Source organism: Methanocorpusculum labreanum Z, from assembly GCF_000015765.1.
GTDB classification, from domain to species: domain Archaea; phylum Halobacteriota; class Methanomicrobia; order Methanomicrobiales; family Methanocorpusculaceae; genus Methanocorpusculum; species Methanocorpusculum labreanum.
This window is the reverse complement of sequence record NC_008942.1, coordinates 365,913-382,684: the sequence shown is the minus strand read 5'-3', so window position 1 is coordinate 382,684 and position 16,772 is coordinate 365,913. Positions and strand designations below refer to the sequence as shown.

The following is a 16,772-nucleotide window of genomic DNA, read 5'->3' as shown; positions in this document are numbered from 1 at the left end:
CGTAGTGGACCTGAAAAATCAGGTACGTTTTACGGTGATCATGACATCGTCAAGCATGATGACATCGACCGATTCACCGGAGACAGAATAGATGTATGAAGTGGTCCAGGCACCTTCGGGAACCGAGATCTCCTCGCCGTCCACGAGAACTGTTTTCGGCGGGGTGATCTTGTCTGCATCGGAAAGAGCATTGACCGCGGCCATGAATGCTCCTGCTTTGTTCCTGAGGGTTTTTCCAACAACGCCTTTGTTGAACGCAACGTCCCCAACCATTTTTTCGAGGGACGGCTCTTCCGCTTTCCAGACAACCGTCGCGTTTATGGTCCGGCCGAGATCGCCGGAGTCATCGATGTCGTGGGAAGGCGTGTAGATCGTGACGTTTCCAAGCGGGGAGTTGAGAGCAAGACCGGAGTCGTGCTTGTATTTGCGGAGAAGACTGACGATTCGGACAACGAGATCGCCGTCCCGAAGAGCGTCCTCATCAACATACGAGAAGGTTGTCCAAGGCCGATCGATGATCCGCTTGCCGCCGGATAAATGGTGATAGCACTCCTGAGCGAAGAACGGAATGTAGGGGGAGAGCATCGTACAGAGTGCATCAAGGGTCGTCTTCAGTGTGTAAATCGCACCGGCACGCAGCGGATCTTCGCTGTAGAGTCTGCCTTTCACGAACTCAAGATACTCATCGGCCATGACATTCCAGGCAAATTCGCGAATGATCTTCAGACCCTTGTCGAAGAGGTAGGCATCCATAGACTCAGTGACCTCGGCAACCGTTTTGGAAAGGTTCGCAAGCATCCACCGGTCGATAAGCGTGGACGGAGCATCCGTCTCCGGTACCGGGGACTCTTTCTGAATCTGCATTAAGGAGAATCTGACTATGTTCCACATCTTCGTCTGGAATCTGGATGCAGCGACGACATCGTTCCAGTTGAAGAGGATATCCTGACCGGTCGAGGAGCCGGCGGCTGCCCACTGTCTGAGGGCATCCACTCCGTAGGGCCCCATAACATCCTCGGGACCGATGACATTGTCCCGGGACTTGGACATCTTGAATCCGTCTTCTCCGAGAACCATTCCGTTGACGAGAATATTGTCCCACGGTTTCTCGCCAAGCAGGGCAACGCTCCTGAGAATAGTATAGAACGCCCAGGTCCGGATGATATCGTGTCCCTGCGGGCGAAGCTGCGCCGGGAAATACGGTGGTCTGCCGCTCCCATCCCACCCGGTAACGTGGAGATCGGTGATGGATGAATCCATCCAGGTGTCGAGAACATCCTTTTCGCCGGTGAACTCGGTCCCGCCGCATTTTGGACAGGCATGTTTGGGCTTTTCGATGGTCGGATCGACCGGGAGATCGGCCTCATCAGGGAGGATAAGTTCCCCGCATTTGTCACAGAACCAGACCGGGATCGGGGTCGCAAACAGTCTCTGTCTGGAGATACACCAGTCCCACTCCATCTGATCTGCCCAGTTTTCCAGGCGCTGGAGCATGTGTTCAGGATACCATTTGATTTCTCTGGCTGCCTTGACGATATCGCCGCCGTTTACCTTCACGAACCACTGACGTTCAGAGAGAATCTCGATCGGGGTCTTGCATCTCCAGCAGCCGCCGACTCTCTGTTCGATCTTTTTCTGGTCCTTTAAAATGCCGAGCTCTTTCATATCGGCGAGGATAGCCGCACGACATTCCTTGGAAGGCATGCCTTCGTATTTTCCGCAGATCGCGGTCATCGTGCCTTTGGTCGTGAGAGCCTTGCGGAGCGGGAGGTGATGCTTCTTCCACCAGAACACATCGGTCTTGTCACCAAACGTACAGATCATCACGGCACCGGAACCGAATGCCATATCAACGGCATCGTCTGCGATGATGGTTACTTCGTGACCGAAGATCGGGACCTTGAGCGTATTTCCTACGATAGATTTGTACCGCTCATCGTCCGGGTGAACCGCGACCCCCACGCAGGCCGCGAGGAGTTCGGGGCGGGTCGTTGCGATTTCGATCCCGTCGAAATCGAAGAAGTTCAGAAGGGTCTCCCCATCATAATACGAAACTTCGGCAAAGGCGATCGCCGTTTCGCAGCGGGTACAGAAGTTGACCGGATGCTCATCCTGATAAATGTAGCCGGCTTTGAGCATGCGCAAAAACGACAGCTGGGTCTTTGCGTAGTAATATGGCTCCATCGTGATGTATTCGTTGCTCCAATCAACGGAGAAACCCATAGTCCTCAGGCTCTGCCGCATCCGGGTGATGTTTTCGACGGTGAGGTCCCGGCACATTTTACGGAACTCTTCACGGGAAACATCGTTTTTGGTGATATGATGGGTCTCTTCGACCTTTACCTCGGTCGGAAGTCCATGACAGTCCCACCCTTGGGGGAACATGACATTGAAACCCATCATCCGCTTGTAGCGGGCGATGATATCCATATACACCCAGTTAAGAGCGTGTCCGATGTGGAGTTTTCCGGTCGGATACGGAGGGGGAGTATCCATTACGTATTGTGGTTTTTTCGAGTCTTTCTCGAAGTAAAAGTCGCTGTCGTCCCACTGGTCAAGCCAGCGTTTTTCGACAGAGGCAAAGTCGTAGGTCTTTGGAAGTTCCTCGGTCAACATGTGGAGTACGTTTTGTTTTTCTTCCCATATAATTCTCCCACACCCGAGAGAAGCTAATTGTCGATAGACCTGAGTTTTAGGGAGACCGCCGGACGGTCGAGCCGGTTATGCTGGATGAACTCGGCAAGGCCGGCAAGTTTCTGATACTCGGCAACGAGTCTGTTGTAGGAGTCGAGCGTCTTTTTCAGCCTCTCAACGTTTTTGTTGTGGGTCTGCCGAAGTGATTCATACTCCTCCGTTTTATCTTCCTTCATCAGGACAGGAAGTTCATCGCGGGATTTCGTCAGTTCCTCTTTAAGGAGGAGAAGTTTTTCATGAAGACGGACGATCTCCAAAGTTAGCGTCCCCTCCTCAGATATTTTTTCGTTGAGAGAGGAAAGGGTCGCGAGAATTTTTGCGACATCACGGATGCTCTCATACTTCTTTGTCCCGTGGCCGATCACAAACACCTTGGGCCGGGAAGTTGTCGAAGCATATTCTCCCGCGGGATGACCTATATAGGATATCGCCGTGGTTTCAACAACCGTCTGGCCGCATCCGGCAAAATCATAGCCATCCGGGGCCGGGAGTCCAACGGTCAGATGATTTTCTTTTCCAAACTGGAGAACGGACACTGCATATCCTTCGTGGGAAAGAAGACCGGCAAGAAGCAGGGATTTGTCGCTGCATATTCCAGTTCCGTCAACGATCGTCTCGATCGGAAAACGGGGGGCTATTTCTATTGAAGATAGTTTGTCCGCATCGTATGGAAGAGACTGGACATACGCGGTCAAAAGTTCCAGATACTCGTCGGAGTTCAGATTTCTCTCACTTCGGATTCGGCGAAACTGCGATAAGAGCGTTTGATATATTTTGGTTTGCGAAGGGTCAAGCGCAAAGGCTTTGTAATAGCCGGCAAGCCACGCATCCTGAATCCCGGCAGGAACGCGGGCCGACTTTCCCGAAAGTTTCGCGCCTTCGTAGAGCGAGTTCGGGACTTCGATCGTAAACGAATAGTTCAGATGGCGATAGGGGAACGCGATTTTTACCGGGATCATTTCCGACTTTTCAGTAGGAACGATAGATGGGTAAGTTACATATTTTTCCAGACCCCGTTTTGCCATGCTGGTAAATAATTTAGAGTATCAAGAGAAAAAACCGAATACTGGCACCACGCCAAACAGTCGTTTCAATGAATAAGAAAAGTGATAGGACATCAGGACCACGCATCATCACAACCTTGCGGTTCAGCGGGGGTAACTTTCATCATCTGTCCGATTAACTATTATATCACTCATCAGTATCATTAATTCTTTGCAAAACATATGAGAACTGTAGAATACTGCTTATGGCCGACAAGAAGACAGTAACTATTGGAGTAACGATCAATCTGGGCAATTACGAAAGCCTGAGGGTTGAAGTATCCGATACAGCGGAAAATGAGGCAGCAGTCAGAGACCTTGCGGATTTTCTTGGAAGAACCCTGGACGAATTCGGGACAGGCGACCCCTCAGCGAGAGCGGCCGTCGAGAGATATAAAGAACGGGTTCTCGACAAATACGCGCAGGAAGAAGAAGAGGAGGAAGCCGGATATTATCCGATGAACGAGATGCCCCTTACGCACCCAGTCGAAGAGGAAGAGGAGGAGATTCCGATGCAGGTTCTGGAGGATACGCGCATCGAAGTCCCGCCCGCCGAAGATGTCGAGGTCCCTGATACCAACATAAATCAGGCTCCCGTAGTTTCACCGACCGAAGGCGAGTTCGTCTGTGAAAAATGCGGCGTTTCGATATCCAAAGTGCAAAGAGATGTCTCCAATCTCTTTATGGGGAAGACTCTCTGTAAAAAATGCATGAAATGAGGGGAAAATGAAAAAGAATCTGCTTATGTGGGACCAGACCCTTTTCAGAGACATAGAAGTCTTTGAAATCACCTATGTCCCCGAGCAGTTCGATTACCGTGATGAACAGATTGAACGGCTGGCCTTTGCCGTCAAACCCGCTCTGATGGGCGGAAGTATTCTCAATACCATTTGCCGGGGTGTTCCAGGGACCGGTAAAACCACCTCAGTGAAGAAATTTTTCGAAGAGATCGAAGAGGCAACGAAAAAGATCGTGCCGATCCATATCAACTGTCAGATCGACAGCACCGAGTATGCGGTTTTTTCCCGGATATATACAAAACTGACGAAAAACAGCCCTCCCTCCTCAGGGACGGCCTTCAAGGTCCTCATCGACATGCTCGCAAAATACATCGAAAAAGAGGGCGTGATCCCGCTCATCTGTCTGGACGATGCGAACTATCTCATATACAATAAAGAGTTCAACAATGTCCTTTATGCAGCCCTCCGTATCCACGAAGTATACGAAAACATAGGAATAGGAGTGATCGTTGTCATCAGCGATCCAGATATTCTTCTTGAATCCGTACTCGATGCAAGAGTCGCATCCGTTTTCAGGTACGAAACGATCAATTTCGCACCTTACAGTGCCTCGGAAGTCGCCGGAATCCTTTCACAGAGAGTTGCCCAGGGCCTGTACCCGAACGTCCTTTCTTCCGAACAACTGGACTACATCGTGGATCGGACAATGCGATGCGGGGATATCAGGGTTGGTCTTGATCTGATCAAACGTGCCGTTATGTATGCGGAAACGGATGCACGAAGAGAGGTCACGCAGGAAGATCTGCAGAAAGCCTTTTCCGCCTCCCAGGACCTGCATCTCTCGGGGACACTCAGATCGCTTTCATCTGATGAACTGCTTGTTTTCAGACAACTGGTGAAGATGACGAACGACAATACGCTCATCACAACGGGGGACATCAGAAGAGCGATGCCGGATGATGCACCGAAACTCACCAGATTCAACGAGATCATCGAAAAGTTCGATCACCTGCGGTTGATTACGCTTGGATATGCTAACAAAGGGAGCGGAAGAAAACGGTATGTGAACCTCAGATACGATAAAGAACGGGTCAACAAGCTTCTTCAGAAGAAGAACTGACAGGGAAATTCCGACTCATAACTCTTATCTATTTGACGGTTCCATATCTGACTAATATTCCTTAGGGTGATTTATTTTGGTAAGTGTAAACGAACTTGGACTTGATCTCTTCGAAGAACTCGTAGAGAACGCAGATCTGTTTAATGTTGCATACCACGAACTCGACAACGGTTCCCGTGTCGTCGACTGTGGTGTGAGTGTTCCGGGCGGCTATGGAGCCGGCGACTACTTTACCCGTATTTGTATGGGCGGCCTTGGCGATATCGCATTCCGTCAGGGTATGGTCGGCCAGTTCCCGATGACGTTCATCGATGTGAACACCGATTTCCCGGCAATCTCCTGCCTTGGCTCACAGAAAGCCGGATGGACTGTCAAACACGACAACTTCTTCGCCATGGGTTCAGGACCCGCACGTGCCCTGTCCCTTCAGCCGAAACACACCTTCGAAGTCATCGGCTACGAGGATGAGTCCGATGCAGCAGTAATCTGTCTTGAGGCTGACCGCCTCCCAAGCGGAGCTGTCATGGAGATGATCGCAGAGAAGTGTAAGGTCGATGTTGCAAACGTCTGCGCTCTTGTCGCTCCGACCTCGTCACTGGTTGGTTCGATCCAGGTTGCAGGACGCTGTGTCGAGACTGCAGTCTACAAACTGAACGAACTCGGCTTTGACACGACGAAGATCATTGCAGCAGCAGGTACCGCCCCGATCCCGCCAGTACGCGGAGCAAAACTCGCAATGGGCGTTACAAACGACGCAACTATCTACCACGGACAGATCAACCTGACGATGAATGCACCGGAGATCGTTGACTATCTTGAGAAGATCCCGAGCTGCTCGTCCAACGGATACGGCAAACCGTTCAATGATATCTTCAAGGAAGCAGGATACGACTTCTACAAGATCGACAAGAGTCTCTTCTCCCCGGCAGAAGTTATCATCAACGAAGTTTCCACCGGCAAAGTGTATCAGGTCGGAAAGGTCGACACCGCTGTAACCCTGAAGTCATTCGGTCTTGCATAAGACGAGGAATCAGAACAGGGAATCGCTCCCACTCTTTTTCCGCAGGATTAATAACTACGTAAATAGTATTTAGTAAGGTAATTTGGACTCGTGGTCTAGGTGGTTATGACGCCAGCCTTACATGCTGGAGGTCAGGGGTTCGAATCCCTTCGGGTCCACTCTTTTTGATTTATTTATTTTATTTTTTGCATTATTCAGAGTAAAGGCATGGTAAAGACAATTTTTTGCGCTTCAATGCAGAAACAACACCAATAGATATTATGTGAAATTCTCTCTGCAATAGATATCAATCCAAACATATTTTGTAAATTATAATAATTTAACTTAAACACAATAATTAATGAATTTATTTATACAATTACATACGAATAATGATACCAGAAAGGCAAAAAATGACTTTTGACGATCTGCATTTCACTGTACAGATTTCGAGACTCCCAAAAAGCCTTGGTAACTGAAAATGACGATAAATACTTTGTACCCGAAATATTCAAAAAAAAGAGATAACGATGCGAACATGGTCATGGAGCAGCGTCTTCTCAAATCGGTATCGCAGCTCATTCTTGACACATCGAGATGCGTCGGGTGCGGAATCTGTCTGGATTCCTGCCCAAAAGATGCAATCGTTTTACAAAATGCAGGTGTTCTCAAAGGAGAAGGGGCAATCAGTGTTGACCCGGTAAAATGTTCGTACTGCGGTATCTGCGCAATTCTCTGCCCGCTGAGGGCAGTGAAAGTCACTGTTAACGGGGAAAAGACATTGGCTATCCTTGATAATGAAGGATTTCCCCAGTATGATTTTACAACCAGTATCGATGAAAAAAAGTGCAAACGATGTACTGTCTGCAGCGAAGTATGTCCTGAGGGTGCAATAATTCGGGACATTCCGATCTACGAGGGACAGGACCCGGCAGGTGCCCAGCGTCACACGGCTTTAACAGCAGATATCACCATGGTCATCTGCCTGCATAAATGTACCGTCTGCGGTGTGTGTGCTTCACTCTGCCCGGCCCTTTCTGTCGAACGCGACCCCTTTACTGCAGAAAAAATGTGCTTTGGTCCAATCGGATGTCCGGCAGAAAAAAGCGGAATAAAATGCAACAGTCAGTCGGGCCAGATCAAATGGGAAAAATCCCTTTGCGATGCCTGCGGTGTCTGTATGGCTGCCTGTCCGGAAGAGGCAATTCTCGAAGTTACCCGTAAGCTGAAAAAAGACCCGATTCTCCCCGGGAAAGTTACTATCAACAAAGAAAACTGCGTTACATGCAGCTGGTGTGAGAAAACCTGCCCATATGATGCTGTAGAAGTAACGAAGTTTTTTGAGGGAGAACTCGTCATCGACGCAGAAAAATGTCCAGAGGGCTGCAGTACCTGTGTAGAGATTTGTCCCTGCCATGCGATATTTATGGCAGCTCCGGCAGGTACCAAAGGAGGGAAAAAGGCAAAGAAAGGAAAAAAACTGCAATTATCCATAAATCAGGATTTGTGTATTCTCTGCGGAGCATGTGTAAATGCGTGTCATGGAGAGAATGCACTCACTCTTCATCGGACACATATCAACGTCAAAGGCACCGAGACCGATATGTTCAAGGACATCGCTAAAAGACTCTGCGAAAAGAAAATTTCGTCAGGGATTGACAATACAGCTGATATCAGCGATGTCAAAGAATAATGATCTAAAATACTGATTGTAGTTCATAGAGAAACACCTCTTTTTTATTTAACGAAGAAACAGCGCGGGGCTGCCGTATCCAAATCCATATTTAAGTTTCATCCAAATACCGCGCCCAATATTAAGTCATTCTAACTCATTTTTGATTGGCAACTCAAATAGAGGAATGATTATATGTGTACGAGTCGAATAAATACTAAGGCTGGTTCAACCTGCACAGGAGTAAATAATCATGTTCACCGGAATCGTAGAGGAAATTGGAATTGTGACCAAAATCATGAAAGGTCAAAACTCCTCTGTCCTTTCCATTCAGGGAAACAGGATTTTTGAAGATCTGACGTTAGGAGACAGTGTTGCTGTAAACGGTGTGTGTCTTACCGTAAGCGGTCTGAACCGGCAAAGTTTCGATGCCGACACAACAAGCGAAACACTCGCACGAACCTCGCTTGGAGCTCTCAGAACCGGAAGTTCCGTGAATCTCGAACGTGCCATGTCCGCAAACGGACGCTTCGGAGGACACATCGTCACGGGGCATGTTGACGGGACAGGCATTATTTCCACGATCCGCCGGGATGAACGGACCGTCTGGATCACGTTTACTGCAGGTCCGGAGATACTCAAATACATCGTTGAGAAAGGATCCATCGCGGTAGACGGGATCAGTCTGACCGTGGCTGCCGTAACGCAGGATTCATTCAGCGTTGCAATCATCCCCCACACAGAAAAATCCACCACTCTCCTCATGAAATCGCAAGGAGAGAGAGTAAATCTGGAGTGTGATATGATTGGAAAATACGTCGAACGGTTCATTGCCAAAAGACAGAAGAATGAACCGCAGAAGTGCGTCATAACCGAGGAATACCTCAGCAAAGCAGGATTTTAGCTATGTTTACATTTAACACGATCGAAGAGGCCCTGAAATCCCTTCAAAACGGAGAGATGATCATCGTCACCGATGATGAGAACCGAGAGAACGAAGGTGACCTGATCTGTGCCGCCGAATATGCCACGACGGAAAATGTCAACTTCATGGCAAAATACGGCAGAGGGCTGATCTGCATGCCGATGGGACGCAGTCTCGTCGAAAAACTTTGTCTCCCGCCGATGGTGCTCAAAAACACCGACAACCACGAAACGGCATTCACGGTCTCCATCGATCATGTCGATACCACTACAGGCATCTCGGCGGTTGAACGCGGCATCACCGCACGGAAATGTATCGACCCAAACGCACGGCCGGAGGATTTTCGAAGACCCGGCCATATGTTCCCGCTGCAGGCAAAGGACAATGGTGTATTCGAGCGTGAGGGACATACGGAAGCAACCGTCGATCTGATGAAACTGGCAGGACTCAGAGAAGCAGGACTCTGCTGCGAGATCATGGCGGACAACGGTGAAATGATGCGGACCCCTGAGCTTATTTCGATGGCCAAGCAGTATAACTTAACCTTTGTGACCATCAAAGACCTCCAGGCCTACCGGAGAAAGCAGGAAGCTTCGGCTCTTGCCGTTGAACAGAAAAATATGAGTCCAATGGACTGTTAAGGAGATTATCATGAAAGTTTACGAAGGAAATCTGGTTTCAAAAAACATCAAAATAGGTATCGTTGCTGCAAGATTCAATGAATTTATCGTATCGAAATTACTCGGAGGAGCTCTCGATGCTCTCAAAAGACATGATGTCGCAGATGACGATGTCGAAATTGCCTGGGTCCCCGGAGCATTCGAGATCCCGCTGATCGCAGAAAAGATGGCAGAATCCAAAAAATACGATGCGGTCATCTGCCTTGGCGCCGTAATCCGCGGATCAACCAGCCACTACGATTATGTCTGCAATGAAGTCACAAAAGGCATAGCAACGGTTTCGCTGAAATCAGGCATCCCGGTCATGTTTGGCGTTCTGACAACGGACAATCTCGAGCAGGCGATCGAACGTGCCGGATCAAAGGTCGGAAACAAAGGTTTCGATGCCGCGGTCGGCGCGATCGAAATGGTCAATGTTATCCGTCAACTCGGCAACTGATACTCCATACACTCCTTTTTTTCTATAGAATATTATTAAGATGCGTTGCGTGTAAGATAAGAACCAAGTATGATTTTGGAGGAATCACCTCGATGTACGGTGTAATAGATCTTGGTTCCAACACGGTGCGTCTGGTGTTGTACAAAGTAATCGACAATACCATTGTGCCAAAGCTCAGCAAAAAACATACGGCGGGGCTGGTCGGGTATGTGAAAAAACGGCGTCTCACCCCGGAAGGTATCCAAAAAGCTGTAGACGTCCTGAATGATTTCAAGATGATTCTTGAGAACGTCCGGGTCGAACGTCTGTATATATTTGCTACCGCCTCGCTTCGAAACATAGAAAATACGCTGGAAGTCACGTCAGAGATCAAGAAGCAGACGGGATTCGATGTTGATGTGATAAGCGGCAGGGAGGAGGCGGTATTCGATTATTACGGAGCGACGCAGACGATCGAAATGCATGACGGTCTTTTGGTGGACATCGGCGGGGGCAGCACCGAACTGGTTTTTTACAAAGATGATGAGATAATCACCACTGAATCGCTGCCGATCGGCTCATTGAATGCCTACACATCATTTGTCTCCGACCTCCTGCCGACTGCCGAGGAACGAAAGGCTATCGAAAAGGAGGTAACTGCGCAGCTTGCTTCCATTCCTCTTCCCTGCAAACCTATTCCCACCGATATCATCTGCGGCGTGGGCGGCACGATACGGGCAAGCTGCCGTCTGAATCATCTATTGAAAGGAAAAGGATCAACTGGTGCCGAATATTCCTGCCGCGATCTCCAAAAGATGATCGATCTGGCTGAAACGAACAGAAAAACCGCGATCTCTCAGATACTCAAGGTTGCTCCCGAAAGAATCCATACACTTGTTCCTGGAATGATCATTCAGCAGACGATTGCAGGCTATTATTCCTGCAAAACCGTGATCGTCAGCAGATCGGGAGTGCGTGACGGATATCTCTATCATAAACTCGAAACGGCCGGTGTGATTCAATAGGAATAAAATACTATCCTCAGGCAAAGCGGTGGGCATTGGCAAAACAGTGTTCTGCACGCTCTTTTTCACCAAGGGCAAGAAGGACAGTTCCTTTTCGTTCCCAGAAACTGACATCGGTTGGAACGATTTCGATCCCAATCTCAAAGGCCTGACATGCCGGCTGGTACTCTTCGAGAACGGCATAGGCAAGGCCGAGATTCATCCAGTAATCTGCCTCGCGAGGATTCAGATTCGTTGCCCTCTGAAATGCCACGACAGCGGCTTCGGGATCTCCCTGACGAAAGAGGATCACGCCCTTTGCACACCAGATAGCAGCACAACGGGGGTCGAGTTCAAGAGCATGTCGGATACAGCGAAGAGCATCATCACCGGATTCATCATTTTCATACATCACTAGACCCAACTCCGACCAGTACACGGCATTAGTAGGAGAAAGTACCGCTGCTCTTTCAAAACACAGCTGCGCCTGACGGAAATTTCCCGCATCACGTTCGCGTTCACCGGCGGCAAACCAGCTTTCCGGATTATCAATCGGGTCAGAATCACTCATAACTAATCAAAATAGAGCTTTGAGCTATTTAATGCATGGTAAGTGAAATGGAGTAAAAAGAAAAATAAGGTTAGTCCCTGCGGACCAAAGCAATGATACCGATGACGCCAAGAAGACCGATTAAGGCAAAGCCCATCGGAGATGATGTCGCGGTCAACGGAGCATTGAAGGTAAGGGTCTCGCCTTTTGTCGGCATTGTTACCCCAATAGTTGCGGTCTGATATCCAGTCGCGGAAACACGTGCCTGATTGACCGGGGTACCGGTCGTGTAGACAGTAATGTCTGCTTTACCGTTGGAGATTGTTCCGGTGTAGCCGACACCTCCGGAAATGGAGATCAGCTCGACTTTTGCGCCTTCAACATTGCTGGTAACGCTGATAACGCCTTGGTCGCCGCCAATAATGGGGTTCGTGGAAACCATCTCAATGTTGACGGTCTCGGTCTGACCTTTTTCAGGGACGGTTACGGAAACAGTCTGAGTAACCCAGCCCGGAGCTGAGACAACAACAGAGCTGATCGGTGTTCCGGTTGTGTAGATAGCAAATTCGATCTTACCGTCTATATCGGTGTAACCAGTTTCAGCAACTGATCCTGAAATCGACATCACATCAACTTTTGCGCCAATGATATTGGTGTTGACCTGGAGGAAACCACGGTCGCCGCCAATCGGCTTTGCTTCAAGGTTTATCGTGACCTGAGTGGTTTCACCGGCTGCAGGAACCGTTACCGGAGCACTGGCGGTATAATAACCGTCTGCAGAAACGATAACCTGACTTGCAGGAGTGCCGGTCGTGTACACGTAGAACTCTGCCATACCATTGGTAATGGCCTTGGTTTCAATGAGATCATTGTTAATGGAGAGAAGAGAGGCAGATGCTCCATTCACATCACAATTAACCTGAATGACACCTTTGTCACCACCAACCGTCTCTGCTGATGCAGCACCTGCGAAGAGGAAGAGAACGATCAGGGCAATAAACAGATAGGAAATTTTTTTCATAAAATCACTCTCGTGTTAATCAGAATATGTTCTGATACTATACAATACATTCCACTAATATGTATTCCTTTTGGAAGAAAACTATGAACATCATGAGGAAAATGTATAACGATTCAGTGAATGAAGGGGATGAGTGTATCTATGAATAGTCACGAGGTATTAAATAACACGAAATGAATATTGCATATAACAGGAGGGTCAATATTTGGCACGAAAAAAAGAGTTTGATCCGTTAGGCGGATCGCTGGGTAGCGACAAACCCAAAAAAGCAAAGAAAGACAATACAATTCTTGGATCGAAAGAACATACCGGATCCTCCAGTATCTACGACGAGGTAAATTATTTGTCCGGATCTGGGAGTAACACGGATGCTTTGACCTCCATTGGACAATCCGAAAAACCAAAGAAAGGGCGGTTCCTCTCAAGTGTCTTTGGCCATAAGAAATCGGATAAAAAGATCAAACCAACAATAAAATCAGAATATGAAGATAATTTTTCCCTCACATATGATACAGACATAAAACCTGCAGAAATACATTCATACCCTGTAAGAGAGCTCCCAGAAGATGATATCTTTGAAGAAGAAACGCAGGTAATGAGCGAACCTGCAACCATTCTCGCAGAACCATCTGAAGAAGAGGGTCTTCCAAAAACTCATTCACTCATAGATGATCAGCCAAAAAAACCGGCAGTGAAATCCCACCCGAACGTCTGTTATCTGTGCGGAGCGGATTCTTCAACCCCGCATCAGCAGTTTCGATTCAGGGGTGAGTCTGATTCGGAGAACACCATTCCCCTCTGCAAAACATGCATGCGCGCTGTAAAGACACTGATGAAATACCGCGATCCTGCAGATGAACAGGAAATCAAAAGTGAATGGCGGATCCTGGCACCCGGGCTGGATGAAAGCCGTGCTGAAGAAATCATCAGTGAAGGACGTAGACATTACTAGTTAAATCAATTTAACTCATTTTTGAGTTATAACTCAAAACAGGCAACGATTAATACCTCAAAAATCCATACTGAGGTATTATGGAGACATTGCGTCTGAGTGCAAAACAGTATATTATTGCCATAACAGTCGGAATTGCCTGTTTTTTACCCCCGTTCATCGGAGAAGCGACAAACATCGCCCTCCCAAATATGCTCGTCGGACTGGGATACACAATGGGAGCCGACTACTGGAATCTTTACGGCTGGATCCTGACCGTTTATCTGTTGACATCCACGATCTTTCTTATACCTGCTGCAAGACTTGCCGATAAATTCAGCAAGAAGTGGTTCTTCAGTATCGGTGTCCTTCTTCTTGGGGTCGGTTCTCTAGGTGTTGGAATGTCGACTTCCGGCGAAATGGTCCTTGCCATGCGCACGATCGAGGGTATCGGAAACGCACTGATGTTTGGAAGCGCGATAGCTTTGCTCGCATCGGCGGTAAAAGTAGAACTCCGGGGGACCGCAATTGGTATCGCGATGACCGGCGTATTCCTTGGCCAGCTCGCCGGACCGCTGCTTGCCGGCGCTCTGACGGATGTCTTTGGATGGTCGATGGTGTATCTTATCCTCTGTCCGGTGGCACTTCTCTCCTTCTTCCTTGCCATTCCTTTCATCCCGCGGGATCAGCCAACCGACAAAGGACCGTACGACTGGATCGGTGCCCTGCTCTTTATGGGAGGAATGGGTTTTGCCCTCTACGGATTTTCCAAACAGCCGAACACGGAGGCACTCGCACTTCTCGTTTCCGGGATCTTTCTTTTGATCGCATTCTTTTTCTATGAAAAGAGGAATAAAAATCCCCTCATCCCGGTCAAACTGATTCTCCGCAACAGAGGATTCACCTTCAATAACTCCGCAAACCTGCTGTATTATGTGGCGATCTATGCAATGGGCTCCCTTGTTTCGCTCTACATGACGAATGTCTGGGGGATCACGGACGCACTGCCCCGTGCGCTGATCGTGACAACGCAAGGGTTGATTCTCGTGCTCTTTACGATCGTTGCCGGCAGATTCTACGACCACCTTCTGCCCAGATGGCTGCTCGCATTCGGCGTACTTTTCACGATCGGCGGCATAGCCGGAGCATGGATAATGGGTGTTCCCTCAACGGGAACCCTCTGGCTGATTGGAGCGATCCTCTGCGCAAGCGTCGCGGCATTCGGTCTCGGATCTTTAATCCTCGCCGGGATCGACCGGTATATCAAAAATGCTCCGCCAAAGTATGCAACGACAACGGGACTTATCCTCATCAGTATTGGAATGATCATCCTTCTTACCTGCGGGACCGAAACCGCGATCTGGAGCATGATCGCCGTCCAGGCATTCTTCGGAGTAGGTATCGCCATATTCGTCACGCCGAACAGCACGGCGATCATGAACTCCGTGACGCCTCAGGAATTTGGGATGGCGTCCGGAACCCTTTCTACGACCAGAATGCTTGGCATGGCGATCTCGATTGGGATCGTGTCCATTCTGAAAAACATCTTCCTTTCAGGGACATCTGACGACTATGCGGCCTCCTTCCTCCAGATGATGGACGGGACCATTATTGCTGCACTCGTCGTTTTAGTTCTCGCGATGATCTTTTCCTGGACCGCAGGGTCGAGAAGGAGAATATAATCCAAAATCCAACAACCACTCACTTTTTTTCCTGCCGCCTTCATAGTATTACCTCATATGGCAAAGAGATCCGGCAAAAGAAAACGTTCGTCCAAAACGGCACAAACGAAGATCATCAGTCTCGTCTGCGGTCTGCTCGTCATCGCCGCGATAGTGATCTTCGGCGGAGCGGAACTTGAAGGGACCGGCAGTTCGAATCCCTTAGCTTCGCAGATAACGGATGAACACGCCTTTTCCGTGCATGTCATCGATATCGGACAAGGGGACGCGATCCTTCTCTCTAAAGACGATACATACGCGCTTATCGACGCAGGGGAGACGATGTCCCCGTCGGACCGCGAATCACGTACGGCGATATTCGCATACCTTGATTCGCTCGACATTGACAGGCTGGAGTTCCTGCTCATAACCCATCAGGATTACGATCATATCGGTTCAGCAAAGGATGTCCTCTCCACCTACGATGTTGGAACCTTCTACGATAACGGTGTCGAACATACATCCGCGACGTATGAAAAGCTCATGACATACATCTCTGAAGAAAACGTCACCTACTCGATCGTTAGAGAAGGAGATCAAATCGAAAGCCCCTGGACAGATGTGACGATCGAGATCATCTCCCCGCCGCAGGATCTTATCATGACCGGATCATCGCCCGACATCAATGAAAACTCCATCGTTTTGAATATAACATACGGTGAGGTTTCGTTTATTCTCGCAGGAGATGCCGGCGAAAAGGCGGAAGAATACATCATCTCGACCGGAACATCGATCGACGCGGAGATCCTGAAAGCCGGCCATCACGGAAGTTCCGGCTCATCCACGGACGCCTTCCTTGAAGCAGTCAGTCCAAACGTTATCGTCATGAGCGTTGGTGCAGACAACGATTATGGCCACCCCCACCTCGAAACCCTAACGCGTTTCGCACAATACACTGAAAACATATACCGGACAGATCTTGACGGGGACGTCATCATAACGACCGACGGATCGGAATACTCGGTCATTACCGAAAATGAGCATATAGCAGAAAATATTCTCGTCTCAGGAAACGGGGTTAGTGTATGAAAATGCTCGTGACCGTGGATGAGATAGAAAACGGCAAAGCCGCTCTCCTGCTTCGCGGTCCAAACGGCGAAAAACCACTTGGAACATTTCCTTTGGAAAGTCTGCCGGCAGGCGTAAACGTCGGCGACATCCTCTCCCTTTCTTTTGAAAAAGAAGAGGGAGAAACTGCGGCAGCACGCCGGAGAATCCGTGTTTTGCACAAAACTCTGGAAAAATGATAGATT

General features: G+C 48.8%; 16 protein-coding genes and 1 tRNA gene. 13 read left to right on the top strand and 4 right to left on the bottom strand.

Annotation, left to right across the window (positions count from 1 at the left end; all coding sequences use genetic code 11):
* Positions 1–18 precede the first annotated feature (18 nt).
* Complete coding sequence (locus MLAB_RS02125) at positions 19–2,616, bottom strand: valine--tRNA ligase (RefSeq protein WP_011832780.1); 2,598 nt, start codon at positions 2,614–2,616, stop codon at positions 19–21.
* Between the two features lie 53 nt (positions 2,617–2,669).
* Positions 2,670–3,719 (bottom strand): hypothetical protein, encoded by a 1,050-nt coding sequence (locus MLAB_RS02120; RefSeq protein ID WP_011832779.1) that lies wholly within the window; start codon positions 3,717–3,719, stop codon positions 2,670–2,672.
* A gap of 224 nt (positions 3,720–3,943) precedes the next feature.
* Between MLAB_RS02120 and MLAB_RS02115 the strand changes: the two genes are divergently transcribed.
* The 9 genes from MLAB_RS02115 to MLAB_RS02075 all read left to right on the top strand — a co-directional run bounded on the left by MLAB_RS02115 (position 3,944) and on the right by MLAB_RS02075 (position 11,317).
* Complete coding sequence (locus MLAB_RS02115; protein WP_011832778.1) at positions 3,944–4,456, top strand: hypothetical protein; 513 nt, start codon at positions 3,944–3,946, stop codon at positions 4,454–4,456.
* Between the two features lie 7 nt (positions 4,457–4,463).
* Positions 4,464–5,597 (top strand): ORC1-type DNA replication protein, encoded by a 1,134-nt coding sequence (locus tag MLAB_RS02110; protein ID WP_011832777.1) that lies wholly within the window; start codon positions 4,464–4,466, stop codon positions 5,595–5,597.
* A gap of 76 nt (positions 5,598–5,673) precedes the next feature.
* Entirely contained in the window at positions 5,674–6,618 is a 945-nt protein-coding gene (gene mch / locus MLAB_RS02105; protein WP_011832776.1) for a methenyltetrahydromethanopterin cyclohydrolase, read from the top strand.
* A gap of 84 nt (positions 6,619–6,702) precedes the next feature.
* Positions 6,703–6,776, top strand: a tRNA-Val gene (locus tag MLAB_RS02100).
* A gap of 359 nt (positions 6,777–7,135) precedes the next feature.
* Entirely contained in the window at positions 7,136–8,290 is a 1,155-nt protein-coding gene (locus tag MLAB_RS02095) for a 4Fe-4S binding protein (protein ID WP_245525975.1), read from the top strand.
* 232 nt (positions 8,291–8,522) lie between these two features.
* Complete coding sequence (locus tag MLAB_RS02090; protein WP_011832774.1) at positions 8,523–9,173, top strand: riboflavin synthase; 651 nt, start codon at positions 8,523–8,525, stop codon at positions 9,171–9,173.
* Between the two features lie 2 nt (positions 9,174–9,175).
* Positions 9,176–9,835 carry a 3,4-dihydroxy-2-butanone-4-phosphate synthase gene (gene ribB, locus MLAB_RS02085; RefSeq protein ID WP_011832773.1) on the top strand — a complete coding sequence of 220 codons (660 nt, stop codon included), beginning with the start codon at positions 9,176–9,178 and terminating at the stop codon, positions 9,833–9,835.
* A 10-nt stretch (positions 9,836–9,845) separates the two neighbouring features.
* Positions 9,846–10,313 carry a 6,7-dimethyl-8-ribityllumazine synthase gene (gene ribH / locus MLAB_RS02080; RefSeq protein WP_011832772.1) on the top strand — a complete coding sequence of 156 codons (468 nt, stop codon included), beginning with the start codon at positions 9,846–9,848 and terminating at the stop codon, positions 10,311–10,313.
* 92 nt (positions 10,314–10,405) lie between these two features.
* The gene (locus tag MLAB_RS02075; RefSeq protein ID WP_011832771.1) at positions 10,406–11,317 is read left to right on the top strand and encodes a Ppx/GppA phosphatase family protein; all 912 of its coding nucleotides are present in this window, start codon (positions 10,406–10,408) and stop codon (positions 11,315–11,317) included.
* 16 nt (positions 11,318–11,333) lie between these two features.
* On the opposite strand, the gene MLAB_RS02070 is transcribed toward MLAB_RS02075, so the two are convergent.
* Together MLAB_RS02070 and MLAB_RS09355 are read right to left on the bottom strand one after the other, a co-directional pair.
* On the bottom strand, positions 11,334–11,867 hold the full coding sequence (locus MLAB_RS02070; RefSeq protein ID WP_011832770.1) for a tetratricopeptide repeat protein: 534 nt from the start codon (positions 11,865–11,867) through the stop codon (positions 11,334–11,336).
* Positions 11,868–11,937: 70 nt separating this feature from the next.
* The gene (locus MLAB_RS09355; RefSeq protein WP_011832769.1) at positions 11,938–12,867 is read right to left on the bottom strand and encodes a hypothetical protein; all 930 of its coding nucleotides are present in this window, start codon (positions 12,865–12,867) and stop codon (positions 11,938–11,940) included.
* A gap of 205 nt (positions 12,868–13,072) precedes the next feature.
* On the opposite strand from MLAB_RS09355, the gene MLAB_RS02060 reads away from it, so the two are divergent.
* From MLAB_RS02060 to MLAB_RS02045, 4 genes are all read left to right on the top strand, one after another.
* On the top strand, positions 13,073–13,819 hold the full coding sequence (locus tag MLAB_RS02060) for a hypothetical protein (protein WP_011832768.1): 747 nt from the start codon (positions 13,073–13,075) through the stop codon (positions 13,817–13,819).
* Positions 13,820–13,899: 80 nt separating this feature from the next.
* Entirely contained in the window at positions 13,900–15,480 is a 1,581-nt protein-coding gene (locus MLAB_RS02055; RefSeq protein WP_011832767.1) for an MFS transporter, read from the top strand.
* Positions 15,481–15,537: 57 nt separating this feature from the next.
* Positions 15,538–16,548, top strand: a complete 1,011-nt coding sequence (locus MLAB_RS02050) for a ComEC/Rec2 family competence protein (RefSeq protein ID WP_011832766.1) — start codon at positions 15,538–15,540, stop codon at positions 16,546–16,548.
* Positions 16,545–16,766, top strand: a complete 222-nt coding sequence (locus MLAB_RS02045) for a DUF3006 domain-containing protein (protein WP_048061971.1) — start codon at positions 16,545–16,547, stop codon at positions 16,764–16,766. Before MLAB_RS02050 ends, MLAB_RS02045 begins: the two co-directional genes overlap by 4 nt.
* The last annotated feature ends 6 nt before the right edge of the window (positions 16,767–16,772 follow it).

Coding starts and splice junctions, on each gene's coding strand:
- MLAB_RS02055 (WP_011832767.1), top strand. CDS start 13,900: ATGGAGACATTGCGTCTGAGTGCAAAACAGTATATTATTGCCATAACA.
- MLAB_RS02070 (WP_011832770.1), bottom strand. CDS start 11,867: ATGAGTGATTCTGACCCGATTGATAATCCGGAAAGCTGGTTTGCCGCC.
- ribH (WP_011832772.1), top strand. CDS start 9,846: ATGAAAGTTTACGAAGGAAATCTGGTTTCAAAAAACATCAAAATAGGT.
- MLAB_RS02050 (WP_011832766.1), top strand. CDS start 15,538: ATGGCAAAGAGATCCGGCAAAAGAAAACGTTCGTCCAAAACGGCACAA.
- MLAB_RS02095 (WP_245525975.1), top strand. CDS start 7,136: ATGGTCATGGAGCAGCGTCTTCTCAAATCGGTATCGCAGCTCATTCTT.
- MLAB_RS02120 (WP_011832779.1), bottom strand. CDS start 3,719: ATGGCAAAACGGGGTCTGGAAAAATATGTAACTTACCCATCTATCGTT.
- MLAB_RS02125 (WP_011832780.1), bottom strand. CDS start 2,616: ATGTTGACCGAGGAACTTCCAAAGACCTACGACTTTGCCTCTGTCGAA.
- MLAB_RS02110 (WP_011832777.1), top strand. CDS start 4,464: ATGAAAAAGAATCTGCTTATGTGGGACCAGACCCTTTTCAGAGACATA.
- MLAB_RS02115 (WP_011832778.1), top strand. CDS start 3,944: ATGGCCGACAAGAAGACAGTAACTATTGGAGTAACGATCAATCTGGGC.
- MLAB_RS02075 (WP_011832771.1), top strand. CDS start 10,406: ATGTACGGTGTAATAGATCTTGGTTCCAACACGGTGCGTCTGGTGTTG.
- MLAB_RS09355 (WP_011832769.1), bottom strand. CDS start 12,867: ATGAAAAAAATTTCCTATCTGTTTATTGCCCTGATCGTTCTCTTCCTC.
- MLAB_RS02090 (WP_011832774.1), top strand. CDS start 8,523: ATGTTCACCGGAATCGTAGAGGAAATTGGAATTGTGACCAAAATCATG.
- ribB (WP_011832773.1), top strand. CDS start 9,176: ATGTTTACATTTAACACGATCGAAGAGGCCCTGAAATCCCTTCAAAAC.
- MLAB_RS02045 (WP_048061971.1), top strand. CDS start 16,545: ATGAAAATGCTCGTGACCGTGGATGAGATAGAAAACGGCAAAGCCGCT.